At 70.3% G+C, this 22,224-nt stretch carries 25 protein-coding genes; 10 read left to right on the top strand and 15 right to left on the bottom strand.

The features are described from left to right. Window positions 1-161: 161 nt before the first annotated feature. Complete coding sequence (locus tag AC0HS0_RS01545) at window positions 162-839, bottom strand: C40 family peptidase (RefSeq protein ID WP_472961170.1); 678 nt, start codon at window positions 837-839, stop codon at window positions 162-164. Between AC0HS0_RS01545 and AC0HS0_RS01540 the strand changes: the two genes are divergently transcribed. Then, window positions 808-1,014 carry a hypothetical protein gene (locus AC0HS0_RS01540; RefSeq protein WP_472961169.1) on the top strand — a complete coding sequence of 69 codons (207 nt, stop codon included), beginning with the start codon at window positions 808-810 and terminating at the stop codon, window positions 1,012-1,014. The two genes, AC0HS0_RS01545 and AC0HS0_RS01540, sit on opposite strands and share 32 nt — an antisense overlap. A gap of 311 nt (window positions 1,015-1,325) precedes the next feature. Here AC0HS0_RS01540 and AC0HS0_RS01535 read toward each other — a convergent pair whose 3' ends face one another. Further along, entirely contained in the window at window positions 1,326-2,015 is a 690-nt protein-coding gene (locus tag AC0HS0_RS01535; RefSeq protein ID WP_472961167.1) for a metal-dependent transcriptional regulator, read from the bottom strand. A 132-nt stretch (window positions 2,016-2,147) separates the two neighbouring features. Between AC0HS0_RS01535 and serC the strand changes: the two genes are divergently transcribed. Continuing rightward, window positions 2,148-3,263: a phosphoserine transaminase gene (serC, locus tag AC0HS0_RS01530; protein WP_472961165.1), complete on the top strand. Its 1,116-nt coding sequence runs from the start codon at window positions 2,148-2,150 to the stop codon at window positions 3,261-3,263. A gap of 46 nt (window positions 3,264-3,309) precedes the next feature. Then, entirely contained in the window at window positions 3,310-3,555 is a 246-nt protein-coding gene (locus AC0HS0_RS01525; protein WP_472961163.1) for a DUF2530 domain-containing protein, read from the top strand. Here the strand turns inward: AC0HS0_RS01525 and AC0HS0_RS01520 are convergent. Both AC0HS0_RS01520 and AC0HS0_RS01515 read right to left on the bottom strand, forming a co-directional pair. Beyond that, entirely contained in the window at window positions 3,499-4,293 is a 795-nt protein-coding gene (locus AC0HS0_RS01520) for a DUF3027 domain-containing protein (protein ID WP_472961162.1), read from the bottom strand. The two genes, AC0HS0_RS01525 and AC0HS0_RS01520, sit on opposite strands and share 57 nt — an antisense overlap. Beyond that, window positions 4,286-4,666 carry a cold-shock protein gene (locus AC0HS0_RS01515; protein WP_055914617.1) on the bottom strand — a complete coding sequence of 127 codons (381 nt, stop codon included), beginning with the start codon at window positions 4,664-4,666 and terminating at the stop codon, window positions 4,286-4,288. Before AC0HS0_RS01515 ends, AC0HS0_RS01520 begins: the two co-directional genes overlap by 8 nt. Window positions 4,667-4,722: 56 nt before the next feature. Here AC0HS0_RS01515 and AC0HS0_RS01510 point away from each other — a divergent pair, with 56 nt between their 5' ends. Genes AC0HS0_RS01510 through AC0HS0_RS01500 form a run of 3 tightly spaced genes read left to right on the top strand, consistent with a single transcriptional unit; the run spans window position 4,723 to window position 8,590 of the window. Continuing rightward, window positions 4,723-5,046: a hypothetical protein gene (locus AC0HS0_RS01510; protein WP_472961160.1), complete on the top strand. Its 324-nt coding sequence runs from the start codon at window positions 4,723-4,725 to the stop codon at window positions 5,044-5,046. Between the two features lie 22 nt (window positions 5,047-5,068). Then, window positions 5,069-6,940 carry a helicase-associated domain-containing protein gene (locus AC0HS0_RS01505; protein WP_472961158.1) on the top strand — a complete coding sequence of 624 codons (1,872 nt, stop codon included), beginning with the start codon at window positions 5,069-5,071 and terminating at the stop codon, window positions 6,938-6,940. A gap of 6 nt (window positions 6,941-6,946) precedes the next feature. Further along, window positions 6,947-8,590 carry a DNA repair helicase XPB gene (locus AC0HS0_RS01500; RefSeq protein ID WP_472961157.1) on the top strand — a complete coding sequence of 548 codons (1,644 nt, stop codon included), beginning with the start codon at window positions 6,947-6,949 and terminating at the stop codon, window positions 8,588-8,590. A 79-nt stretch (window positions 8,591-8,669) separates the two neighbouring features. On the opposite strand, the gene AC0HS0_RS01495 is transcribed toward AC0HS0_RS01500, so the two are convergent. From AC0HS0_RS01495 to AC0HS0_RS01480, 4 genes are read right to left on the bottom strand one after another with little or no spacing between them, the layout of a single operon-like run. Further along, window positions 8,670-9,542 (bottom strand): aminoglycoside phosphotransferase family protein, encoded by an 873-nt coding sequence (locus tag AC0HS0_RS01495; protein ID WP_472961155.1) that lies wholly within the window; start codon window positions 9,540-9,542, stop codon window positions 8,670-8,672. Then, window positions 9,539-10,294 (bottom strand): pyrimidine reductase family protein, encoded by a 756-nt coding sequence (locus AC0HS0_RS01490; protein WP_472961154.1) that lies wholly within the window; start codon window positions 10,292-10,294, stop codon window positions 9,539-9,541. The genes AC0HS0_RS01495 and AC0HS0_RS01490 overlap by 4 nt, the downstream gene beginning before the upstream one ends. Continuing rightward, a complete protein-coding gene (folP, locus tag AC0HS0_RS01485) occupies window positions 10,287-11,183 on the bottom strand; it encodes a dihydropteroate synthase (RefSeq protein WP_472962081.1) in 897 nt (298 codons plus the stop codon). The genes AC0HS0_RS01490 and folP overlap by 8 nt, the downstream gene beginning before the upstream one ends. A gap of 40 nt (window positions 11,184-11,223) precedes the next feature. Then, entirely contained in the window at window positions 11,224-12,444 is a 1,221-nt protein-coding gene (locus AC0HS0_RS01480) for an NAD(P)/FAD-dependent oxidoreductase (protein ID WP_472961153.1), read from the bottom strand. A gap of 145 nt (window positions 12,445-12,589) precedes the next feature. Here AC0HS0_RS01480 and AC0HS0_RS01475 point away from each other — a divergent pair, with 145 nt between their 5' ends. After that, window positions 12,590-13,282: a response regulator transcription factor gene (locus AC0HS0_RS01475; protein ID WP_179605211.1), complete on the top strand. Its 693-nt coding sequence runs from the start codon at window positions 12,590-12,592 to the stop codon at window positions 13,280-13,282. Window positions 13,283-13,333: 51 nt separating this feature from the next. Further along, window positions 13,334-15,058, top strand: a complete 1,725-nt coding sequence (locus AC0HS0_RS01470; RefSeq protein ID WP_472961151.1) for a sensor histidine kinase — start codon at window positions 13,334-13,336, stop codon at window positions 15,056-15,058. Window positions 15,059-15,080: 22 nt separating this feature from the next. Here the strand turns inward: AC0HS0_RS01470 and AC0HS0_RS01465 are convergent, their stop codons facing one another. The 6 genes from AC0HS0_RS01465 to AC0HS0_RS01440 all read right to left on the bottom strand — a co-directional run bounded on the left by AC0HS0_RS01465 (window position 15,081) and on the right by AC0HS0_RS01440 (window position 20,061). Further along, a complete protein-coding gene (locus AC0HS0_RS01465; protein ID WP_472961149.1) occupies window positions 15,081-15,830 on the bottom strand; it encodes an SDR family NAD(P)-dependent oxidoreductase in 750 nt (249 codons plus the stop codon). Window positions 15,831-15,871: 41 nt separating this feature from the next. Then, complete coding sequence (locus tag AC0HS0_RS01460) at window positions 15,872-16,939, bottom strand: hypothetical protein (RefSeq protein WP_472961148.1); 1,068 nt, start codon at window positions 16,937-16,939, stop codon at window positions 15,872-15,874. 85 nt (window positions 16,940-17,024) lie between these two features. Continuing rightward, window positions 17,025-18,644: a chaperonin GroEL gene (groL, locus tag AC0HS0_RS01455; RefSeq protein WP_472961146.1), complete on the bottom strand. Its 1,620-nt coding sequence runs from the start codon at window positions 18,642-18,644 to the stop codon at window positions 17,025-17,027. Window positions 18,645-18,805: 161 nt separating this feature from the next. Beyond that, entirely contained in the window at window positions 18,806-19,009 is a 204-nt protein-coding gene (locus tag AC0HS0_RS01450) for a cold-shock protein (protein WP_055914585.1), read from the bottom strand. Window positions 19,010-19,189: 180 nt separating this feature from the next. Next, a complete protein-coding gene (locus AC0HS0_RS01445; RefSeq protein ID WP_472961145.1) occupies window positions 19,190-19,738 on the bottom strand; it encodes a LytR C-terminal domain-containing protein in 549 nt (182 codons plus the stop codon). Between the two features lie 23 nt (window positions 19,739-19,761). Then, window positions 19,762-20,061, bottom strand: coding sequence for a DUF3263 domain-containing protein (locus tag AC0HS0_RS01440; RefSeq protein WP_472961144.1), 300 nt, complete (start codon window positions 20,059-20,061; stop codon window positions 19,762-19,764). A 173-nt stretch (window positions 20,062-20,234) separates the two neighbouring features. On the opposite strand from AC0HS0_RS01440, the gene msrB reads away from it, so the two are divergent. Together msrB and AC0HS0_RS01430 are read left to right on the top strand one after the other, a co-directional pair. Beyond that, window positions 20,235-20,669, top strand: coding sequence for a peptide-methionine (R)-S-oxide reductase MsrB (gene msrB / locus AC0HS0_RS01435; RefSeq protein ID WP_472961142.1), 435 nt, complete (start codon window positions 20,235-20,237; stop codon window positions 20,667-20,669). Then, window positions 20,666-21,238 (top strand): nitroreductase family protein, encoded by a 573-nt coding sequence (locus AC0HS0_RS01430; RefSeq protein ID WP_472961141.1) that lies wholly within the window; start codon window positions 20,666-20,668, stop codon window positions 21,236-21,238. The genes msrB and AC0HS0_RS01430 overlap by 4 nt, the downstream gene beginning before the upstream one ends. 4 nt (window positions 21,239-21,242) lie before the next feature. On the opposite strand, the gene AC0HS0_RS01425 is transcribed toward AC0HS0_RS01430, so the two are convergent. Continuing rightward, complete coding sequence (locus tag AC0HS0_RS01425; protein ID WP_472961139.1) at window positions 21,243-22,208, bottom strand: DMT family transporter; 966 nt, start codon at window positions 22,206-22,208, stop codon at window positions 21,243-21,245. Window positions 22,209-22,224 lie beyond the last annotated feature (16 nt).

Here is a 22,224-nt window from a genome sequence, read left to right as displayed (position 1 = left end):
CGGTGACCGCACTCGGGTCCACTCGGCCATCGGATGCTCCGATCTGCACGGCTGCCTGGCACTGCGCCAGGGCATCAGAGTAACGCAGAAATGGCGCACCACCTATTCGTGGCGCGCCATTCCCAGAGCGTGATCCGCAGTGTTCACCACGGGTTCGGTCGTCAGATACCCAACCGGACGATGTAGTAGTCGCTGGTCCAGATCGGCCGGATCGAGATCGAGCGGCCGGTGTCGGGCGCGTCCATGATGTTGCCGTTGCCGGCATAGAACCCGTCGTGGCCCGGCATGATGACGATGTCGCCCGGCTGCGCGTCCTGAATCGAGATGCGCTTGCCCATCGCAGCCTGGCCGGAGACGGAGTGCGGCAGCTGGATACCGAACTGCGCGTACACGTACATGACGTAGCCCGAGCAGTCGAAGCCGGCGGGGGTGGACCCTCCGTAGACGTACGGGGTGCCGATGTACTGCTGCGCCACCGAGAACACCTGCGAGAGGCTGAAGCTCGGGTACGGCGGGTTTGCGAGGAAGTCGGAGACGGTCGGGCCGCTGTAGCTGGCGTAGGTCGCGAACGACGCGGCCGCACGCTGACGCGCGGCCTCCGCTGCGGCGGCGGCGGCCACGGCGGCCTTCTGCGCGTCGAGCTCCTGCTGGCTGGTGGCCGTGGCGGCATCGCGGCTGACGGCGGACGCGGCCACTCCCCCTGCAACCTCGACGGACTGCGCCTGCGCCTTCTTCATGGTGTCGGCGGCGCTCGGGCCGAACGCGGCCGACGTGCCGCCCTCCTGCAGCGCGAAGGCCGGGATCGACATGGTCGCGATGATGCCGGTCGCGACGGTCATGACGGCGACGTTGAGCGCCCATCCGCCCTTGCGCTTCTTCGCGGCGGGCTTGGACTGCTCGGACGCCGCGACGACGGACGCCGACGCCGTGGATTTCGACGCCGTGGATTTCGGCGACGAAGCGCGGACGGAGGACGGGGCCGCCGCGGTGCGCAGAGACCGTCGCGAGACGTGATCGGGGGCCGTGGCCGGGTTCGTAGAGGTGATGTCCGGTTCCTGAGGGGTTCGGTCCTGGGCAGGATCGGGCGTACCAGAGTGTGCCAAAGTGCATCCTCCTGCGCTCCGGCAGCACTAGGGAGCTGCCCCCGCCTGATGCAATCGCTTTCGGCTTCACCGGCCAGGAGACGGGTCTCAGGGGGTTGGAGCGTCCCGGTCGGGGTCCTGATGGGCCGGCTTCTGGCCCGTTCGGACTCGTAAGAGACTACGGGACGCTTTGCGATTTGTCACATTGTTTAACCCGATTTCTAACAAATCGGTAACGGGAAATCACCCGTCGACGAAGATGTGCGCCGCGAGCTCGTTCGGCAGTTCCAGCCCGGTCTCGAAGCCGTCGATCTGCACGGACACGTACGAACCGGCCGCTGAGAATGTGCCGGTCGAGCCGGGAAAGACGCCCGCCTGCTTGAGCTGGAGGAGGAGTTCGGGGTCGACCTGCGCCGGCTCGCCGAGACGCCGGATCCTGGCAGTCACCTCAGAATCGCCGCCGCGCACGACGTCGACGAGGTTGACCAGGTTCTCGGTGGAGGCGGCGTCGGGCGCCCCCAGTTCACCCAGCCCCGGGATGGGGTTGCCGTACGGCGACTCGGTGGGGTGGCCGAGCATCGTCAGCAGCTTGCGCTCCACCTGCTCGCTCATCACGTGCTCCCAGCGGCAGGCCTCCTCGTGCACGTACTCCCACTCGAGCTCGATCACATCGCTGAGCAGTCGCTCGGCGAGGCGGTGCTTTCGCATGACGTGCACGGCCTTCCTGCGACCGTCGTCGGTGAGCTCGAGGTGCCGGTCGCCGGAGACGACGACGAGGCCGTCGCGCTCCATGCGCCCCACTGTCTGGGAGACGGTCGGACCGGAGTGCCCCAGCCGCTCGGAGATGCGCGCGCGCAGCGGGACGATGTTGTCCTCCTCCAGCTCCAGGATGGTGCGAAGGTACATCTCGGTCGTGTCGATCAGGTCGGTCATGAACCCCTCCACGTGCGGGCGCGCGAATATCGCGTACGAGCCTACTTGTTCCCGGTGACAGCGAGGTGACGGCGCCCCGGAGACGGCCGTCGGCGGGCCGTCTCGGCTTCTAACAGCCAATACACTTCTGTTATGCCGGACGTGACGATTCCCACCGACCTCCTGCCCGCCGACGGACGATTCGGCTGCGGCCCGTCCAAGGTGCGGCCCGAGCAGGTGGCCTTCCTCGCCGGCGCCGGCGCCGAGCTGCTCGGCACCTCCCATCGGCAGGCGCCGGTGAAGAACCTGGTGGGCCTGGTGCGCTCTGGCCTCTCTGAACTGTTCCGCCTGCCCGAGGGCTACGAGGTCGTCATCGGCAACGGCGGCTCGACCGCGTTCTGGGACGCCGCTGCGTTCTCGCTCATCGAGCAGCGCAGCGAGAATCTCGTCTTCGGCGAGTTCGGCGGCAAGTTCGCCAAGGCGGCGAAGACCCCGTGGCTGGAGGCACCCCGCGTCATCGAGGCCCCGGCCGGATCGCGCGCGGAGCCCGAGGTGGAGGGCGGCGTCGACGTCTACGCCTGGCCCCACAACGAGACCTCCACCGGCGTCATGGCTCCCGTGACGCGGGTGCACGGCGACGCCGGCGCTCTCACCGTCATCGATGCCACGAGCGCAGCCGGCGGCGTCGACTTCGACGTGACGGAGACCGATGTCTATTACTTCGCGCCGCAGAAGAACTTCGCGTCCGACGGCGGGCTCTGGCTCGCGCTCTTCTCGCCGGCCGCGATCGAGCGCGTCGAGCGGATCGCGGCGACCGACCGCTACATCCCGGAGTTCCTCAGCATCAAGAACGCGATCGACAACTCGCGCCTCGACCAGACGCTGAACACGCCGGCAGTGGCCACCCTCGTGCTGCTCGAGAACCAGATCGAGTGGATGAACGCCAACGGCGGCCTCGCCTGGGCCGACGCGCGCACGAAGGAGTCGTCGGGCGCTCTCTACTCCTGGGCAGAGAGCGTCGACTACGCGACCCCGTTCGTCGCCGACCGCGCTCACCGCTCCCAGGTGGTCGTCACCATCGATTTCGACGAGAAGATCGACGCGGCCGCCGTCGCCAAGACGCTGCGCGCCAACGGCATCGTCGACACCGAGCCGTACCGCAAGCTCGGCCGCAACCAGCTCCGCATCGCGACGTTCACGGCAATCGAGCCCGCGGACGTGCGCGCACTCATCGGCTGCGTCGAGTACGTGGTCGAGCGTCTGGGGTGATTCAGGCTGGGCTGATTCCGACCGCACTGATCAGAGAGGACCGACCGTGCGCCTGTGGCTGCGTGACGACGAGCGCCGACCCGATCCGGTCCCCGTTCCCACGGACGACCGGCGAGCGGTGCTCGTCGGACTGGGGCTCTGGGTGGTCGCGCTGATCCCGACGCTCGTGTTCTCCGCGCCGATCACCGCCGCGGGAGGCGGCTGGTGGATCTGGACGGTGATCGTCGGGATCGCGTTAGGCCTGCTCGGCTTCGCCTACCTCAGCATCACCCGCGCCCGCCGCCGTCGCTGAGTCGTCTGCTGGTTCGTCGTCTGCGGGTTCGTCGTCGGCGCCCGAGTCGTCAGATTCTTCGGCGCCCTCATCGTCCGCGAGCGCCGCGGCCTCCTCCGAGGCCAGGTCGAGCTCCGAGTCGACGTCGGTCTCATCGTCGTATGCGACGTCGACCGAGTCGATGTCCACACCGTCGAGGTCGTCGTCGCCGTGGAGGTCGTGGATGTCGCGGTCGTCGTCGGACTCGTCCTCCTCGGACTCGACGGACTCATCGTCCTCGTCGTCCTCATCGTCGTCGTAGTCGACACCCTCGTCATCGGCGTCGTCGTCGTCACCCTCGGCGCCCGCTTGCTCGGCCTCCGCTGCGAGTGCCTCCTGTGCCGCTTGATACTCGGCGAGCCGCTCGGACCACGGCACCCAGTCGGGCGCGAGCAGCGCGTCGTCGCCGGGCATCAGCTCGGCCTCCAGCACGGTCGGCTGGGCGTCGTCGTCGGCACGGCCCACGGTGACCGTCCAGTGCCAGCCGGGGTAGCCGGCGAGGGAGGATGCGAACAGCAGGGAGACGACGGCGTCGCCCTCGACGACGTGCCCGAGGGGCTCGCCGATGGTGGACTCCGGAGTGATCTCGGCCAGCGCCGCCCGCGCGAGCGGAACAGCAGCGACGAGGTCGCTGACATCGGCGTTCCGCGCGCCGTCGGACGTGTCGCCGGAGACCTGCTCGCCGTCGACAGCCTCCTCGTGCGTAGCGCCGTCAGGCATCCAGGTCGTCCGCAACCCGGCGCAGCACCGCCGCGATCTTGGCGCCGTGCGCTTTGTCCGGGTACTTGCCGCGCCGCAGGTTGGCGCCGATGCCGTCGAGCAGCTTCACGAGGTCTTCGACGATGATCGCCATGTCGTCGGCCGACTTGCGCTTCATCTTCACGAGACTCGGAGGCGCCTCCAGCACACGCACAGAGAGCGCCTGAGCGCCGCGCTTACCGTCGGCGATGCCGAACTCGAGTCGGGATCCCGCCTTCACCACCGCGCCCGCGGGGAGCGCCGAGGCGTGCAAGAAGACCTCCTGGCCGTCATCGGAGCTGATGAAGCCGAAGCCTTTCTCGTCGTCGTAGAACTTGACCTTGCCGGTTGGCATGGGAACCTCACTTCACATGGGGGATCGAATGACCAACCTCAATTATCCTTGATTTCGTGACCCAGCAGACCCCGCCCCCGGTTTCCCGAGCCCAGCGAACCCTCGCGTACATCGCCGCGGCCCTGGTCGTGGTCTCTCTGGTGTGCATCGCGGCAGTCCTCATCGGCGGTGCTACGGGCGCGATGCCGCAGCAGGGGTCGGGCGAGGGCCTGTGGCCGGCGGTGTTCCTGTTCCCGCTGATCGCGTTCCCGATCGCCTTCGTGCTGATCATCGTCGTGATCATCATCGGCGCCCGGCAGCGCAGTGCGGCGACCAAGGCGGCGGCCGAGGCGGCGGCCGCTCCCCCCAAGCCGAAGACCGGTCCCAAGGGCCGTCGCTGACGCCGCCCGCCGGACCGGCGCGATGACGACGACGCTCGCCCTGGCCGCGCGGCTGCGCGCGATGCCGGACGATGAACTCGTCGCCGCGCTGCGCGCACGCCCGGTGCGCCGGTCGGGCATCTCCGATTTCTTCGATCTCGCGGAGGCCCTCCTCGACCCGGAGGCCCTGCAGCGCGTCCTCGCTCCTCTCGACCGCCTCCAGCTCGCCGTGCTGATCGTCCTCGGCGGGGAGGACGGCCCCCGCTCCGCCGGCTGGCTCTCCGCCCGCCTCGGCGAGCACCCGGCCACGGCCGGAACCGACCCGCGCCAGGCGGCTGCCGCGCTCACCGCGCTCAGCGACCTCCTGCTCGTGCACCCGGCGCCGGACACCGAGACCCAGGGCGAGTTCGCTGCGGCCCCGTACGACGCCGTCACCGCCCGCATCGAGGCCGGCCCGCAGAGCGGCCTCCCTCGCCCGCGGGCGGTGCTCGACACGGCGCCGCCGCCGATCCCGGCCGCGACCTCGGAGGCCGACCGCGCGGCCGTCGACCGGCTGGCGGCCGAGCGCGCGTTCGAGGCGGTCGCAGCGGTGTCGGAGCTGCTCGCCGAGCTCGCACGCGAAGGAGCGCGCGAGCTGCAGAAGGGCGGCCTCGCCCTTCCGGCGTCCAAGCGGCTGGCGGAGGCACTGGCCGTCGATTCAGCGGCCGTTCCGACGATCCTGTCGGTCGCCGCCCGCGCCGGGCTGGCCGCCGTGGCCGACGGCCTCTGGCTGCCCACGGCGGACGCGGCGGCCTGGCAGCACGCGACGACTCCTGATCGTTGGCGGGCCCTCGCGTCCGCGTGGCTCACGGAGCTGCCGGCAGACCTGTCCTCCCTCTTCTCCTTCCGCGGCCGGGCGCCGTGGGACGACAGCCTGCGCGCGTACATCGCCTGGCTCTACCCCGGGTCGGCGACCGACGCTCAGCAGCGTGTAGCCGAACGCGTCGCCGAGGCCGAGCTCGTGGGGATCACCGCCCACCGCCTCCCGAGCAGTGCGGGCACGGCACTCTTGGAGGCCGGGCCGGCCGCCGCGACGGACGCCATGGTCGGGCACTTCCCCGCCGAGGTCTCGAAGGTCTACCTCCAGCACGACCTGACGGTGATCTCGCCCGGGCCGCTCGCTCCGGAGGTCGAGTCGCGGCTGCGCACGATGGCCGACCTGGAGAGCCGCGCGCTGGCCTCCACGTTCCGCTTCTCGGCGGCCTCCGTCGACCGGGCGGTGACGGAGGGCGAGACGGCGGCGAGCATCCACGAGTTCCTCGCCTCTGTCTCGCTCACCGGGGTGCCGCAGCCGCTCGACTACCTCATCTCCGATGCGGTCGAGCGTCACGGCCGCGTGCGCGTGCGCGCTGCGAACGACGGCCGCGGGCTCGTGCACTCCGACGATGCGATGCTGCTGGGCACCATCGCAGTCGACCAGTCGCTGTCGTCGCTGCGGCTGCTGCGCGTCGATGACACGACTCTCACGAGCCGGTTCCCCCGTGACGTCGTGTTCTGGGCGCTGAGGGATGCGCGCTACCCGGTGGTGGCCGAAGACGCGTCCGGCGCCATCGTGACGCCGCAGCGCCGCACCGTCGCCGCCCGTGCCGTCGTGGAGGCGCGTGATCCGGCCGCCGAACTGGTCGCCCGGCTGCGGCAGCAGGACGCCGCGGACGAGGACACGGGCGAGCAGTGGCTCGCGCGCCAGCTCGATCAGGCCGTGCGCGCACGGCAGACCGTCGTCGTCCAGGTGGCGATGCCCGACGGCCGTCTGGTCGACTACCTGCTGGAGCCGACCGGCATCGGCGGCGGGCGGCTCCGCGGCCGCGACCGGGCGGCCGACATCGAGCGCACCCTGCCCCTCTCGAGCGTCAAGGGTCTGCGCAGCGTAGACTGAGCGGTCATGTCCGATGGCCCCTTGATCGTCCAGAGCGACCGCACCGTCCTGCTCGAGGTCGCGCATCCCGCGGCGGAGGACGCCCGGCACGACCTCGCCGTCTTCGCCGAGCTGGAGCGCGCGCCCGAGCACATCCACACCTACCGCATCACGCGGCTCGGCCTGTGGAACGCGCGCGCCGCCGGGCACACCGCGGAGGACATGCTCGGCACGCTCGAGAAGTACTCGAAGTTCCCGATCCCTCAGACCGTCTCGGTCGACGTCTCCGAGACCGTGGCCCGCTACGGCCGCCTCGTGATCGAGCGCGACGACGAGGGCACGCTGCTGCTGCGCTCCCCCGACCGGGCGGTGCTGCTGGAGGTCGCCACGGCCAAGCGCATCGCGCCCCTGCTCGTGGGGCGCCGCGACGAGACGACCTTCACCGTGGAGGCCTGGGCGCGTGGCCAGCTCAAGCAGGAGCTGGTGAAGCTCGGCTGGCCCGCGGAGGACCTCGCCGGCTACACGCCCGGTACCCCGCACCCGATCGACCTCGATGAGAGCGGCTGGGCGTTGCGCGACTACCAGCGCAAGGCCGTCAGCAACTTCTTCGACGGTGGGTCAGGTGTCGTCGTCCTCCCCTGCGGCGCGGGCAAGACGCTCGTCGGCGCCGGGGCGATGGCGACGGCGAAGACCACGACTCTCATCCTCGTGACCAACACGGTGTCCGCCCGGCAGTGGCGCGATGAGCTGCTCAAGCGCACCTCCCTCACCGCGGAGGAGATCGGCGAGTACTCCGGCCAGGTCAAGGAGGTGAAGCCGGTCACGATCGCGACCTACCAGATCCTCACGGCGAAACGGAAGGGCGAGTACGCTCACCTCGCGCTCCTCGACGCGCTCGACTGGGGCCTCGTCGTGTACGACGAGGTGCACCTGCTGCCCGCGCCGGTGTTCAAGCTGACGGCGGAGCTGCAGGCGCGGCGGCGCCTGGGCCTGACGGCCACACTCGTGCGCGAGGACGGCCGCGAAGGAGACGTCTTCAGCCTGATCGGGCCCAAGCGCTTCGATGCGCCGTGGAAGGAGATCGAGTCGCAGGGCTTCATCTCCCCCGCCGCGTGCTTCGAGGTGCGTATCGACCTCCCCGCCTCCGACCGGCTCAGCTACGCGGCCGCGGCGGACGACGAACGGTACCGTCTGGCCGCGACGGCGCCGGCCAAGCTGGAGGTCGTGCAGCAGCTCGTCGACCGGCACGCGGGCGAGCGCATCCTGGTGATCGGGCAGTATCTCGATCAGATCGACGAGCTCGCGGAGGCGCTCGGTGCTCCCCAGCTCACGGGAGCCACCCCGGTGGACGAGCGGGAGCGCCTGTACCAGGAGTTCCGCGACGGGACGACGCCGGTGCTGGTGGTCAGTAAGGTCGCCAACTTCTCGGTCGACCTCCCGGAGGCGACGGTCGCCATCCAGGTGTCGGGATCGTACGGATCGCGCCAGGAGGAGGCCCAGCGCCTCGGCCGCCTGCTGCGGCCCAAGCAGTCGGGCCTGTCGGCGAACTTCTACACGCTGGTCTCGCGCGACACGGTCGACCAGGACTTCGCGCAGAACCGGCAACGGTTCCTCGCCGAGCAGGGCTACTCGTACACGATCCTGGACGCGCACGCGCTGGCGGCGGCGTAGCCTCCCTAAACGCACTGCCGAAGGGCACGTAAACGCCCCAGAAACGGCGTTTTAGGGGCGTTTACGTGCCCCTCGCCGGTCAGACGCCGGGATCGGCGGCGAGGCGGGAGAGCGTGCGGCGCGAGCCGGACGTGTCCGGGGCGTCGCGGACGGTGATGAGCGCCTTCCACAGCGCCCAGCCCCGGGCGCGCGCCCAGGTCGCGTCGTCGAGCGCGACGGTGTCGCGGAACGCGCGACGCGCCTCCCCGTCGAACATCGTCCACGCCGGCACCAGGTCGCACGCGGGATCCCCGACACCGGAGGTGCCGAAGTCGATCACGGCCGCGAGGCGTCCGTCGCGCACCAGGAGGTTGCCCGGCGCCGCATCCCCGTGGAACCACACCGGGGCCGCCTCCCAGCGCGAATCCTCGGCGGCGTCCCAGATGCGCCGGGCCGCGCGCGGGTCGATGTCGCGCGCTCCGGAGGCCATCGCGGCGATCGCCTCGTCCCGGTAGACGCCGGGGGGATCGCCGCGGAAGAAGTTGTGGGTGCCGGGAGCCGGACCTCCGGCGGCATCGACCTCTCGCAGCGCTGCCAGGAAGCGCCCCAGGTCTTCGGCGAGCGCCACCTCCTCGAGGTCGCCGGCCAGCGCCAGCGGCGTCCCGGGCAGCCAACGGTAGACCGACCACGGGAACGGGTACCCGCGATCCGGCTCACCCTGGGCGACCGGCACCGGGATCGGCAACGGGAGCCTCGGCGCGAGCCGCGGGAGCCACTCGTGCTCCTTGGCCACCTGCTCGAGGTAGCCGCGCGCACTCGGGAGCCGCACGCTGAGGTCGTCACCGAGGCGGAAAGTCCGGTTGTCCCAGCCGTCCAGCTCCACCGGCCGCACGGGCAGCCCGCGATACTCGGGGAACTGCTCGTCGACCAGGCGACGGACCAGCGCGACGTCGATGACCGGGCGGTCGATCATCCGCGCTTCACATACCGCAGGAGCAGCGTGTCGCCGGACTGGAGGACGTGCGCGAGTCGCATGCCGACGGGGAGGATCGGTGCAGCTCCGGCGGAGATCCGCGAGGCGACACCGCCCTCCAGTGTTGCGCCGACCGTCAGGCACAGCTCGTCGACGGCGCCCGCCGCGATGAGGTCGCCGAACAGGTGGGGGCCGCCTTCGCAGTGGATGCGGGTCAGCCCGCGCGCGACCAGCACCTCCACGAGCCGCCGCGGGTCCACGCGCTGCTGACCGCAGATCACGACGTCGGCGACCTCGGCGAGTGCTTCGCGGGTGTCCGGCCGCGAGAGCTCCGTCGTGACGATGATCGGGCGCACCGGCGCGTCCCGGAAGATCGGGCTCGCCGGGTCGAGGTCGAGGCTTGCGGAGACGATCGCGAAGACGGGGTGGGCGGTCATTCCGTCCTCCCGTCGCGCGCGCTGCGAGACTTCGTCGACGCGCATGGCTCCGTAACCCTCCGCGCGCACCGTGCCCGCCCCGACGACCACGACGTCGCACAGCCGGCGCAGGATGTCGAAGACACGGTGGTCGGCGTCGTCGGAGAGGCCGCCGGAGAGCCCCTGCCGCGTGGCCGCGCCGTCGATGCTGGAGACGAAGTTCACGCGCAGCCAGGTCGGTGCAGCTCCTGCGCTGTACAACTCGGCGATCCGGGCGTCGCCGATGCCCTCCTCCGCCGGCAGCGGGAAGAGCGCGTCGATCGTCGCCTCAGTCATTGGCGTCGCCCATGTTGTGCTTGAGATAGGCCGGCTCGCGGAGGCCGAGGATCGCCTCCGTCATGCGTGCCGCGGCGACCGAGCCGGCCACGTCGTGCATGCGGATGATGCGCGCTCCGTTGACGATAGCGACCACGGCGGCCGCGATAGAGCCGTCGCGGCGCTCGTTGCGCGACGCGTCGAGCGTCTCCCCGATGAAGTCCTTGTTCGACACGGCGGCGAGCGTGGGATAGCCGAGGTCGGCGATCTCGGAGAGCCGGCGGGTGAGCTCGAGCGACTGGAGGGTGTTCTTGTTGAGGTCGTGCCCGGGGTCGAGGATGATCCGCTCCTCCGGCACGCCCGCGGCGTTCGCCCGCGCGACCCGTTCGAGCAGGAACGCCGCGATCTCGCCGGCGATGTCGTCGTAAGCCGGGCGCGGGTAGACCGTGCGCGGAGCGGCAAGGCTGTGGGTGAGCACGAGCGTCGCCTCGCTGTCGGCGACCACGCGTGCCAGATCGGGGTCGCTGAGGCCGGTGGTGTCGTTGATGACGGTCGCGCCGGCCGCGATCGCCTCCCGGGCGACCCCGGCATGGAAGGTGTCCACCGAGATGACGACGTCGGAGCCCGCGCGCAGCTGCGCGACGACGGGGACGACGCGGTCCGCCTCCTCGGCCGGCGGGATCGGAGCCCCGGGCGCGAAGGGCGCGCCGCCGATGTCCACCCAGTCGGCGCCGGCCTCCACCGCGCCGAAACAGGCGGCGACGGCGGCGTCGAGGGCGAAGGTGTTCCCCTGATCGAAGAAGGAGTCCGGCGTACGGTTCACCACCGCCATCACCGCCACCCGCTTCGAGAAGTCGAACGTGCGCGCGCCGATGGTGCGCACGGGGATGCGGAGTGGCGGGAGGTACATCGCGCGGTCGGCCCCAGTGGTCTCGAAGGTCTCGGTGGTCTCAGAGCGCGGCAAGGTCGACGCTCTCGTCGGCGAGCCGCTGGCGGTCGACCGGTTCCGTGGCGCGGACGAGGCGCTGGATCTGCTCCTGCATGTCCCAGACGTTGACGTTCATCCCCGCGACCACCCGGTCGTCGCGCAGCCAGAAGGCGATGAACTCGCGCGCCTCCACATCGCCGCGGAACACCACGTCCGCTCCCTTCGCCAACGGCGCGTAGCCCGAATACTCCATGCCCAGATCGTATTGGTCGGAGTAGAAGTACGGGATGTCGTCGTAGCTCGCGTCCTCCCCGACGATGGCGCGCGCGGCCACCGTGCCTCCCGCGATCGCGTTGGCCCAGTGCTCGTTGCGCAGCCGCCGGCCGATCGCCGGGAGGAACGGGTTCGCGACGTCGCCGACCGCGTAGACGTCCTCGATGACAGTGCGCATCGCCTGGTCGGTCGGCACCCCGTTGTCGAGCGACAGGCCGGAGCGTTCGGCCACGAGTGTGTTCGGCGCGGCGCCGACGCCCGCGACGACGACGTCCGCCGGGATGCGCTCCCCCGACGCCAGCACGACAGCCTGCTCGTCGCCGCCCTCGACCGCGACCACCCGGGCGTCGTTGCGGAACGCGACCCCGTTGTCGCGGTGCAGCGTCTCGAACACGTGCCCGAGCTCCGCGCCGATGGCCGATGCGAGCGGCACCGCAGAACGTCCGGCCACGGTGACCTCGTTACCGTAGCCGCGTGCGGCCGCGGCGACCTCCAGGCCGATCCAGCCCGAGCCCACGATCACGACCCGGCGCCCGCCCACCTCGAGCGCGGAGCGCAGCCATTGGGAGTCCTCGATTGTTCTCAGAGAGAAGACGGCGCCGTGTCCGCTGCCCGGCACACCGAGCGGACGCGGGGAGGCCCCGGTGGCCAGCACGAGGCTGTCGTAGGTGATCCGGGCGCCCCCGGAGACGAACAGCTCGTGCGCGCCGGGATCGAAGGAGCCGGCCTGCTCCTCGGCCAGGAACTCCACCCGATTGTCCGCGTACCAGGCCTCCGGCTTCACTGCGGAGTCCTCGAACGGCGCCTCGCCCTTCAGAAACTCCTTGGACAGCGGGGGCCGGATGTACGGGTGGTGCGCCTCCGCTCCCAGCAGCAGGATGCGACCGTCGAATCCCCGCTCGCGCAGCTCGACGGCGGTCGTGGCTCCGGCCAGCCCGGCTCCGGCGACGACCACGGTGGGATGGGACATGGAGGCTCCGATCGCTGGTCCTTTCAGCATCCACTGTTCACACTGCCCGCGCCAGCCCCTCACACCCAGGGCGCACCGTCGGCACACGCACCGCGCACCGTCGGCTCACAGGCAGAATTCAGCGGACGCGCAGATACTGATGGGCATGAACGCAGGACCCCGCATTCTCATCGTCGACGACGAGCCGAACATCCGCGATCTCCTCACCACCAGCCTCCGCTTCGCCGGCTTCGCCGTGCGCGCGGTCGGCAACGGCGCCCAGGCGATCTCCGCGGTCCTCGAAGAGGAGCCAGACCTCATCATCCTCGACGTCATGCTCCCGGACATGAACGGGTTCGGCGTCACCAAGCGACTCCGCGGCGCCGGCTACACCGCGCCGATCCTGTTCCTCACGGCCAAGGACGACACCGAGGACAAGATCACCGGGCTGACGGTCGGCGGTGACGACTACGTCACCAAGCCGTTCAGCCTCGACGAGATCGTCGCCCGCATCAAGGCCATCCTGCGCCGCACGATGCAGGCCGACGAAGACGCCGTGATCCGCGCCGGCGAGCTCACCATGGACCAGGACACCCACGAGGTCTACGTCGGCGACACCCCCATCGAGCTCAGCCCGACCGAGTTCAAGCTGCTGCGCTACCTCATGCTCAACCCCAACCGGGTGCTGTCGAAGGCGCAGATCCTCGACCACGTCTGGGAGTACGACTTCAACGGCGACGCCGGCATCGTGGAGTCGTACATCTCGTACCTGCGCCGCAAGGTGGATGCGCACTCCAGCGAGCCGCTCATCCAGACCAAGCGCGGGTTCGGGTACATGCTCAAGGCCGCCAAGGCGTGACCTGCCGCGCACATCCGCGGCTCAGCATCCACTGCATAGACTGACGGCCTGATGCACTCACGCCTGCTCGACCGCTGGAACGCGATCTCCCTGCGCACGAAGATCACCGGGGTGACCGTGCTCATGCTGACGCTCGGGCTGCTCGTGACCGGCATCGGTACGATGTCGATGCTGAAGCCGGTGCTGCTCGAGCAACTGGACGCGCAGTTGTCGGCTGCGTCGGGTGCGAACTACGTCAACGCCTACCTGTACCCGTCGTCGTCGGACAAGGACAAGATCGCGACCGACGCGAGCCCGTCGGACTACTTCGCGGCGCTGTACGACTCCAACGGCAAGCTGGTCAAGACGAACTGGTCCAACATCCCGTACGCGCACCGGCCGGCGGTGCCCAGCAGCCTCACGCTCTCGCAGGCGAAGACCATGCCGGTCGGCGGGTTCCCACTGCAGAGCAACGACGGCCGTACCTCCTACCGCGCACTGGTCACGACGCAGACGTTCGCCGACACCGGCGAGCTCGCGACCGTGATCATCGCCACGACGACGAGCCAGATCGACACGGTGATGGCGGCCTTCCTGGCGATCTTCCTCGGCTTCGGCGTGATCGTCATCATCGTCGGGGCGGGCCTCACCCGGATGCTGGTCACGACGACGTTCTCACCCTTGCGCGAAGTGGAGCAGACGGCAGCGGCGATCGCCGACGGCGACTTCAGCCAGCGCCTCGGCGGCGCGACCCCGAACACCGAGGTCGGTCGGCTCAACCGCTCCCTCAACACCATGCTGAACCGCATCGACCGCGCGTTCAACGACCGCGCACGCACCATCGACCAGATGCGCCGGTTCGTCGGCGACGCCTCCCACGAGCTGCGCACCCCGCTGGTGTCGGTGCGCGGCTATGCCGAGCTGTACCGGATGGGTGCACTGCAGACCCCGGAGGACGTCGCGCAGGCGATGGACCGCATCGAGAAGGAGGCCATCCGCATGGGCCTCCTGGTCGAAGACCTGCTCGAGCTGGCGCGCCTCGACGAGACCAAGCCACTCGACCTGCACCCGGTGGATCTGGTGCGCATCGCCAGGGATGCCGCCATGGACGCGATGGCAGGCTCCCCCGATCGCACCGTCACCGTGCTCACGCCGAGCCCGGTGCCGGCCCCTGCACCGGCGCCCGCCGACGCGGACGCGACGGAATTCGGCGTGGACACCGTGCCCTACACGATCCCCGACGAGGCCTCCCGCCCGGCCAACGCCACCGGACCGATCGCGTTCGCGGGCTCGGCGCTCGCCCGCCTGCGCCGCGGCAGCCGCGGTCGTCGCAGCGGCACGGGTCCAATCCCGGTGACGACGACGGAGAGGGTCGTGCTCGCGGCCCCGCCGGCCGAACCGGCGATCGTCATGGCCGAAGAGAACAAGCTCCGCCAGGTGGTCACCAACCTGATGGGCAACGCTCTGCGTTACACGCCCGAAGGCAGCCCGATCGAGATCGCCGTGCAGGTCGACCACCGCGCCGACCGGGCGATCCTCGAGGTCCGCGACCACGGCGAGGGCATCCCCACGCAGATCCGCGACAAGATCTTCCAGCGTTTCTGGCGCGCCGACACCTCGCGCGCCCGCGAGACCGGCGGCAGCGGGCTGGGACTGGCGATCGTGTCGTCGATCATTTCGGCGCACCACGGCACTGTGGAGGTCGTGGAGACCGATGGAGGCGGAGCGACGTTCCGAGTGTCGCTGCCGCTGGCCGACCCCGCGCGCGTGGCGCAGGCTGCTCGCGTCAGCGGCTGATCACTGCCCGATCAACAACTGATCACCGGCCGCCGGCGACCCGCAGGGTGGTGGCCGTGACATAGCCCGCGTCCGGCCCGAGCAGCCACTCGACCGCGGCTGCGATCTCGTCCGGGTCGGCCGCGCGCTGCAGCGGGATGGCCGCGGCCATCCGCTCGACCCGGCCCGCATCACCGGTGGTCGCGTGGAGGTCGGTGTCGACCAGCCCGGGAGCGACGGCCACCACGCGGATGCCGTGCGGGCCGACCTCCTTGCCGAGGCCCAGCGTGAACGCGTCCAGCCCGGCCTTCGCCGCGGCATAGTGGGTGTACTCGCCGGGGCTGCCGAGGGTCGCGGCGCCGGAGGTGATGTTCACGATCACGCCGCGGGCGTCGAGCCGGAGGAACTCCTGAACCGCGAGTCGCGCACCGAGCACCGCTGCGACGAAATCGACCTCGATCGTGCGGCGCACCTCCTCGGCCGGAGTGTCGGCCAGGGGCGCGTAACGGGTGCTGATGCCGGCGTTGTTGACCAGCGCGTCCAGCCGCCCGAAACGCTCGGCCGCGACGTCGAACGGGGCCTGGACGCCGGAGTCGGTCGCCAGGTCGGCACGGACCAGCTCCACACGGCCTCCGATGCCGGCGACGGACTCCGCGACGCGTTCGGCCGCAGCCTCGTCGCACCGATAAGTGACGACCAGGTCGTAACCCGCGCGGGCGAGCCGACGGACGATCGCGGCGCCGATCCCCCGCGAGCCACCGGTGACGATCGCGACGGGGCGAGGGCTCTGCATGCCCACAGCCTACGGCCGCCGCACCGGTGCGGTCCGCGCGGTCAGAGTCGGCCGGCCACCCACCGGATCAGGGCCAGGGCGCCGTCGGTGTCCATGTCGGTCGAGTGGAATTGGATCCAGGTGGCTCCGGCGAGCACGTCCACCGATGAGAAGGGGACGCCCTCTGCCTTCCCCGCCCAGACGAGGGCGGGGAAGGTCGCGCCTCCGACACTGATCGAGTCGCTGTGAGCCGTCGGATCCTGGCCGAGCGCGGCCTGACGGAAGGTCTCGAACACCCCGCCGCCCTCCGGCAGGATCGACAGGCTGCCCAGATCGTCGCTGGTGTCCTCTGCCCCTACCTGGAACTGGCAGAGCGCCGCACCGGGGGCCAGCCCGGTCGCGGTGACGATGTCGAAGGAATGATCCGCCGTCGTCACGGTCGCGGCGGGCCGGTCGAACGCGCTCTGCACCTCTGCGTGGAGTTCGTCGGACGCGCAGTCGAACGACGCGGTGCTGTGCGCCGGCGGCGCCGCGGACACCGCCCGGACCGCGGCGGCCAGCATCCGTTGCACGACATCGTGGAAGGCGGCCTCGGTCAGTCCGGGGTTCGATGCGGCCTTCAGCACGACGGAGAGCCATGCTCCGTCGACCAGGACGTTCGTGTGGCAGGCCGCGGACACCGCACCGAGCGCGCAGTCACCGCCGAGCGAGACACCGCCGTCGTAGTCGGCGCCGGGGGTCGCCGCCTGCGGGTACGCCTGAGCGAGCTTAGCCCAGCTGTCCGCCGCGTGCGGCAGCAGCCTCAGCTCGAGGGAGGCGTCTCCGCGCGTCCAGCCGCAGCTCGCGCCCCCTGCGCCGGGAACGCCGAGCGGCCCGGCGGCCGCCACCAGGAGAGCCATGCCGGGCGACGCCGGCGTGGCCTTCGCCCCGGCCCCGACGAGCGCCGTCAGATCGGCGTCGCTCACCGCTGTCGCGCAGTCGAACGCGAACGCGGACGTCGGCGTCGGAGTCGGCGTGCGGACGGGTGATGAGCCGGGGTCGGGGATGCCGAGGACGGAGCATCCGGAGAGCGCGGTCACGATCGCGGCCAGCACGGCCACTCGGCCGATCGACCGAGAACGTCTCCGCATCGCTGCTCGCATATGGCGAGGATATCGACGGAAGAGGGCGCCTCCCGCGAACGGGAGACGCCCTCTTCTCGTGTGTCGGACGGACTCAGAAGTCCATGCCGGCGCCCGGGTCGCCGACCGGCGCCGGGTTCTTCTCGGGCTTGTCGGCGACGACGGCCTCGGTGGTGAGGAACAGGCCGGCGATCGACGCAGCGTTCTGCAGCGCCGAGCGGGTGACCTTCACCGGGTCGTTGATGCCGGAGGCCAGCATGTCGACGTACTCGCCGGTCGCGGCGTTGAGGCCGTGACCCACGGGGAGCTCGCGCACCTTGGCGACCACGACGCCGGCCTCGAGGCCCGCGTTGATCGCGATCTGCTTCAGCGGCGCCTCGATGGCGACCTTGACGATGTTCGCACCGGTCGCCTCGTCGCCCGTGAGCTCGAGCTTCTCGAACGCGGTCTTGCCGGCCTGGATGAGGGCTACGCCACCACCGGCGACGATGCCCTCCTCGACGGCGGCCTTCGCGTTGCGGACCGCGTCTTCGATGCGGTGCTTGCGCTCCTTGAGCTCGACCTCGGTGGCCGCGCCCGCCTTGATGACGGCGACGCCGCCGGCGAGCTTGGCGAGACGCTCCTGGAGCTTCTCGCGGTCGTAGTCGGAGTCGGTGTTCTCGATCTCGCCACGGATCTGGGCCACGCGGCCGGCGATGGCTTCGGGGTCGCCCGCGCCCTCGACGATGGTGGTCTCGTCCTTGGTGATGACGACCTTGCGAGCCTGGCCGAGCAGGTCGAGGGTGACGTTCTCGAGCTTGAGGCCGACCTCCTCGGAGATGACCTGGCCGCCGGTGAGGATCGCGATGTCCTGCAGCATGGCCTTGCGGCGGTCGCCGAAGCCCGGGGCCTTGACGGCGACGGACTTGAAGATGCCGCGGATCTTGTTGACGATCAGGGTGGCCAGGGCCTCCCCGTCGACGTCCTCGGCGATGATGAGGAGCTGCTTGTTGGCCTGGATCACCTTGTCGACGATCGGCAGCAGGTCCTTGATCGAGGAGATCTTCTGGTTGGCGATGAGGATGTACGGGTCTTCGAACACCGCCTCCTGGCGGTCCTGATCGGTGACGAAGTACTGCGACAGGAAGCCCTTGTCGAAGCGCATGCCCTCGGTCAGCTCGAGCTCGGTGCCGAAGGTGTTCGACTCCTCGACGGTGACGACGCCCTCCTTGCCGACCTTGTCGATCGCCTCGGCGATGATCTCGCCGATGGTGGTGTCACCGGCGGAGATGGACGCGGTTGCGGCGATCTCGGCCTTGGTCTCGACCTCCTTGGCGCTGGAGACGAGCTCGTCGGTCACAGCGGCGACGGCCTTCTCGATGCCGCGCTTGAGGGTGATCGGGTCGGCGCCGGCGGCCACGTTGCGGAGGCCCTCCTTGACGAGCGCCTGAGCCAGGACGGTCGCGGTGGTGGTGCCGTCGCCCGCGACGTCGTCGGTCTTCTTCGCGACCTCCTTGACGAGCTCCGCGCCGATCTTCTCGTACGGGTCGTCGAGCTCGATCTCCTTCGCGATGGAGACACCGTCGTTCGTGATCGTGGGAGCGCCCCACTTCTTCTCGAGGACGACGTTGCGACCGCGCGGGCCCAGCGTCACCTTGACCGTGTCGGCCAGGATGTTGAGGCCGCGCTCGAGGCCGCGACGGGCGTCCTCGTCGAAAGCAATGATCTTTGCCATGTGTTTCTCGTCCCTCCCGGACGTCTGCGAAAGATTCCGTTTATTAGCACTCGATCAGATGGAGTGCTAAAGCGATTCTGGCACTCGCGCCCGAGGAGTGCAAGAAGAGCGCCGCCCCGAGGGGCGACGCTCTCCTTATTGGTCTTGCCGATCGCTGCGTACTACAGCGGACGCACCGACTCGGCCTGCGGGCCCTTGTTGCCCGAGCCGACCTCGAACTGCACCTGCTGGCCCTCTTCGAGAACCTTGTAGCCGTTCATGTCGATAGCGGAGTAGTGAACGAAGACGTCCTGCCCCCCACCTTCGACGGTGATGAATCCGTAGCCCTTTTCAGCGTTGAACCACTTCACGGTCCCGTTCGCCATGCATTACTCCCATTGCTGTGTCGCTCGCCCGGTCCAGCGCCTGGCGTTGACTCCCGATCCTAATGCTTGTAATCCCCGGTTACGCCAGTCTTTTGGCCATTCCGTTACCAAAAAGGGCGAAACTTAAACACGCGTGAAACACAGGGATCAGGGCGCGCACATACGCAGGACGACGCGGGATCAGCCGGTGTAGTCACTCCCGATGACGACGGTGAGGTCGGCGCCGGTGTCGGCGAAGGCCTGCGACTCCTCGACGGTCGCGCCGGGGAGCGATTGCGCGGCACCCAGCGCCGCTGCCTGATTCTTGGGGTCGGAATAGTAGACGATCGAGTGCGTGATGTCCTGCGTGTCCGCGTTGGCGACCGCGCCGACCTTCCAGCCCGCGGCGGTCAGCTTCTTGCCCACGTTGCCGGCCAGGTCAGCCGTCGTCGTCCCGTTCAGCACGTTCACCGACAGCGACGAGTCGACCGTCGGCACGATCGTCGGCGTGGGGGTCGGCGTCGGCGTGGGCGTTCCGGAGGTGGTGTTGGGAGTGCCGTGGAAGGAGATCGAGCCGCTCACGAGCGAGAGGCCGAAGATGCCGGCGCCGACGAGGACGACGACCGCGAGCGCGGCCCAGCCCACGGCGATCCAGCCTCGGCCCTTCGGCCGCGGAGCCCGGTGCGCGCCGACGCGCTGGAGACCGTCGGGAATGTCGTCGAACCGGTCTCTCGGGTACTTCTCTGCCATCTAGGGGTGGTTTCCTCGCGGTGTCAGTCGCCGGACGGGAGTGTCCGGGATCGCCGGGCTGCCAGCCGGGTCTCGCGCAGCCGGAGCAGGCGCTTGACCAGCATGGGGTCGTGCCTGAGCGCTTCGGGGCGGTCGATCAGGGCTCCGAGGAGCTGATAGTACCGCGCCGCCGAGAGGCCGAACTCCTCGCGGATGGCCTGCTCCTTGGCGCCGGCATGCCGCCACCACTGACGCTCGAACGCGAGGATGGCGGCCTCGCGGTCGGTCAGGCCGACCGCGTCGGGCGGGGGGATCCGGTGGTCAGCGGCTTCCGCCACACGCACCGCCTCCCCTCGCCGTCTCCGAGTCAGTTCCGTCCCCGCGCTCGCGAGTCATCCTAGGGGCGTCGTCCTGTGTGTTACCCGTTTGGCCGCGGCACGTCGCGAGCCGAAACAGGGAACAGCGGGGCGCTCCGCGCCGTTTAGGCTGGGGAACGCCACGACGAAAGGATCGCACGATGGGTGCACCGCAGGACGACGCAGCACAGCAGACGTACGGGGTCAGCAAGACCGAGGACGACTGGCGTCGGGAGCTCAGCCCCGAGCAGTACGCCGTGCTGCGGGAGGCGGGAACCGAGCGGCCGTGGACCGGCGAGCTTCTCGACGAGGGCCGCGCCGGCCTCTACACCTGCGCGGCGTGCGGAGCCGAACTCTTCAAGTCGGGCACCAAGTTCGACAGCGGCTGCGGCTGGCCGAGCTTCTACGAGTCGATCCGGCCGGAGGCCGTGCAGCTGCTCGAGGACGACAGCCTGGGCATGGTCCGCACCGAGGTCCGCTGCGCCACCTGCGGCTCGCACCTCGGCCACGTGTTCCCCGACGGGTTCGGCACGCCGACGGGCGACCGCTACTGCATGAACTCGATCTCCCTCAACTTCGCGCCGGGCGCCGAATGAGCGCAGGCGGACGCGCCGCGAGCGACCTCGTCGACCGGGTCGCCGCGCGCCGCTCGTACTCGCGCGTGACGCCGGCGGCTCCCAGCCACGAAGAGCTGCTGCCGCTGGTCGCCGCGGCCGGACGCGTCGCCGACCACTCGGCTCTCCACCCGTGGCGGCTCATCGAACTGCGCGGCGACGCCCGGGTGCGGCTGGGCAACGCGTTCGCCGAAGACGCCAGGCTCACGGGCGAGGCAGCCGAGAAGCTGGCCGCCAAGCCGCTGCGCTCCTCCCTCCTGCTGGCGATCGTCTCGGTGCGCACGAAGAGCGAGAAGGTGCCGGGCTGGGAGCAGGACGCGGTCGCCTCCGGTGTCGCGCACGTCCTGAGCCTGCTCCTCCACGATGCCGGCTGGGGCGTCATCTGGCGCACCGGCCACCACACGCGGTCCAAGGCCGTTCACCGGATGCACGGGCTGGCCAAGAACGAGCGCCTGCTCGGCTGGCTCTACGTCGGCGGGGTTCCGGAGGAGAGCAAGGAGGGGCATCGCAAGTCGATCGACCCCGAGCGCTTCCTCAGCGTGCTCGACTGACCCCCTAGCTCTTCTCGACCTCCGATGCCGGGCGGCGACGCCCCCAGCGCACACTAGCCACCGCGACGGCGGCCAGCGCCAGAAGCGTGCCTCCGATCGTGGAGGCGGCGACGGGCTGCGACGACGTAGGCGCGAAGACGTCGAGGAGCAGCGCAGTGACGAGCTGCCCGGCCACGGTCGCGAGTCCCAGGAGCAGGACGCCGGTCACCCGGACCAGCAGCGCGGCCGCGGCGATGAAGACGCAGCCGATCGCGCCTCCGGCATACAGCCACGGCTCGGCGGGCAGCGGGTTCGGGAGGCCGCGGATGCTCCAGTCGATCGCCATCAGCACCAGGAGCACGGTCGTGCCGACGGTGAAGTTGATGAAGGTCGCCGTGAGCGCACTGGAGGCGACCACGCGCACCTGGCCGTTGACGGCCTGCTGCCACCCCAGGCCGAGACCTGCGATCAGCGGCAGCAGCATGAGCCACACCGCCACGCCGCCGCCGAACTGCGACGACACCGCCCACGTCACGGCGCCCAGCGCGATGAGAGCGCCGGCGAGGCGGGCGGGGGTGATCGGACGCCGACCACCCGGCCCGAGGCCGATCCGGTCGAGGACGAGCCCGCTGACCGTCTGACCGGCGACGACGGCCACCGTGAACAGGGCGACACCGAGGACCGCGGCGGCGACGCCCTGCGACAACACGAGGAAGGCCCCGGCCGCACCCCCGGCGACGTACCACCAGGGCAGCTCCCGGCCGCGGATCGCTGCGACCACGCGACGCAGTCCGCGCCGGCCGGCGGGGGCGATCGCCATCGCGACGATCAGGATCAGCAGGCCGGAGCCGAACGAGATGACGGCTGCGGTGACCCCGTCGCCGAGGCGGCTGCCGAGCTCCCCGTTGATGCGGGACTGGAGGGCGATGCCGGCCCCGCAGATCATGGCGCAGACGAGCGCGAGCCAGAGGGGGAAGGAGCGGGAGGTCACTCCCCCTAGCCTAGAG

Source organism: Leifsonia sp. PARNA 1/14 (genome assembly GCF_055720965.1).
The sequence above is the reverse complement of the archived record's forward strand: the minus strand, read 5'-3'. Positions and strand labels throughout refer to the sequence as shown.

Excerpts from the sequence above, each read along its gene's own strand:
- groL (WP_472961146.1), bottom strand. The coding sequence starts at position 18,644 with ATGGCAAAGATCATTGCTTTCGACGAGGACGCCCGTCGCGGCCTCGAG.
- AC0HS0_RS01505 (WP_472961158.1), top strand. The coding sequence starts at position 5,069 with ATGACGACGACGCTCGCCCTGGCCGCGCGGCTGCGCGCGATGCCGGAC.
- AC0HS0_RS01520 (WP_472961162.1), bottom strand. The coding sequence starts at position 4,293 with ATGCCTGACGGCGCTACGCACGAGGAGGCTGTCGACGGCGAGCAGGTC.
- AC0HS0_RS01430 (WP_472961141.1), top strand. The coding sequence starts at position 20,666 with ATGAGCGCAGGCGGACGCGCCGCGAGCGACCTCGTCGACCGGGTCGCC.
- AC0HS0_RS01500 (WP_472961157.1), top strand. The coding sequence starts at position 6,947 with ATGTCCGATGGCCCCTTGATCGTCCAGAGCGACCGCACCGTCCTGCTC.
- AC0HS0_RS01535 (WP_472961167.1), bottom strand. The coding sequence starts at position 2,015 with ATGACCGACCTGATCGACACGACCGAGATGTACCTTCGCACCATCCTG.
- AC0HS0_RS01540 (WP_472961169.1), top strand. The coding sequence starts at position 808 with ATGGTCGCGATGATGCCGGTCGCGACGGTCATGACGGCGACGTTGAGC.
- AC0HS0_RS01445 (WP_472961145.1), bottom strand. The coding sequence starts at position 19,738 with ATGGCAGAGAAGTACCCGAGAGACCGGTTCGACGACATTCCCGACGGT.
- AC0HS0_RS01465 (WP_472961149.1), bottom strand. The coding sequence starts at position 15,830 with ATGCAGAGCCCTCGCCCCGTCGCGATCGTCACCGGTGGCTCGCGGGGG.
- serC (WP_472961165.1), top strand. The coding sequence starts at position 2,148 with ATGCCGGACGTGACGATTCCCACCGACCTCCTGCCCGCCGACGGACGA.
- AC0HS0_RS01475 (WP_179605211.1), top strand. The coding sequence starts at position 12,590 with ATGAACGCAGGACCCCGCATTCTCATCGTCGACGACGAGCCGAACATC.
- folP (WP_472962081.1), bottom strand. The coding sequence starts at position 11,183 with ATGTACCTCCCGCCACTCCGCATCCCCGTGCGCACCATCGGCGCGCGC.
- AC0HS0_RS01460 (WP_472961148.1), bottom strand. The coding sequence starts at position 16,939 with ATGCGGAGACGTTCTCGGTCGATCGGCCGAGTGGCCGTGCTGGCCGCG.
- msrB (WP_472961142.1), top strand. The coding sequence starts at position 20,235 with ATGGGTGCACCGCAGGACGACGCAGCACAGCAGACGTACGGGGTCAGC.
- AC0HS0_RS01495 (WP_472961155.1), bottom strand. The coding sequence starts at position 9,542 with ATGATCGACCGCCCGGTCATCGACGTCGCGCTGGTCCGTCGCCTGGTC.
- AC0HS0_RS01470 (WP_472961151.1), top strand. The coding sequence starts at position 13,334 with ATGCACTCACGCCTGCTCGACCGCTGGAACGCGATCTCCCTGCGCACG.
- AC0HS0_RS01515 (WP_055914617.1), bottom strand. The coding sequence starts at position 4,666 with ATGCCAACCGGCAAGGTCAAGTTCTACGACGACGAGAAAGGCTTCGGC.
- AC0HS0_RS01490 (WP_472961154.1), bottom strand. The coding sequence starts at position 10,294 with ATGACTGAGGCGACGATCGACGCGCTCTTCCCGCTGCCGGCGGAGGAG.
- AC0HS0_RS01450 (WP_055914585.1), bottom strand. The coding sequence starts at position 19,009 with ATGGCGAACGGGACCGTGAAGTGGTTCAACGCTGAAAAGGGCTACGGA.
- AC0HS0_RS01545 (WP_472961170.1), bottom strand. The coding sequence starts at position 839 with ATGACCGTCGCGACCGGCATCATCGCGACCATGTCGATCCCGGCCTTC.
- AC0HS0_RS01480 (WP_472961153.1), bottom strand. The coding sequence starts at position 12,444 with ATGTCCCATCCCACCGTGGTCGTCGCCGGAGCCGGGCTGGCCGGAGCC.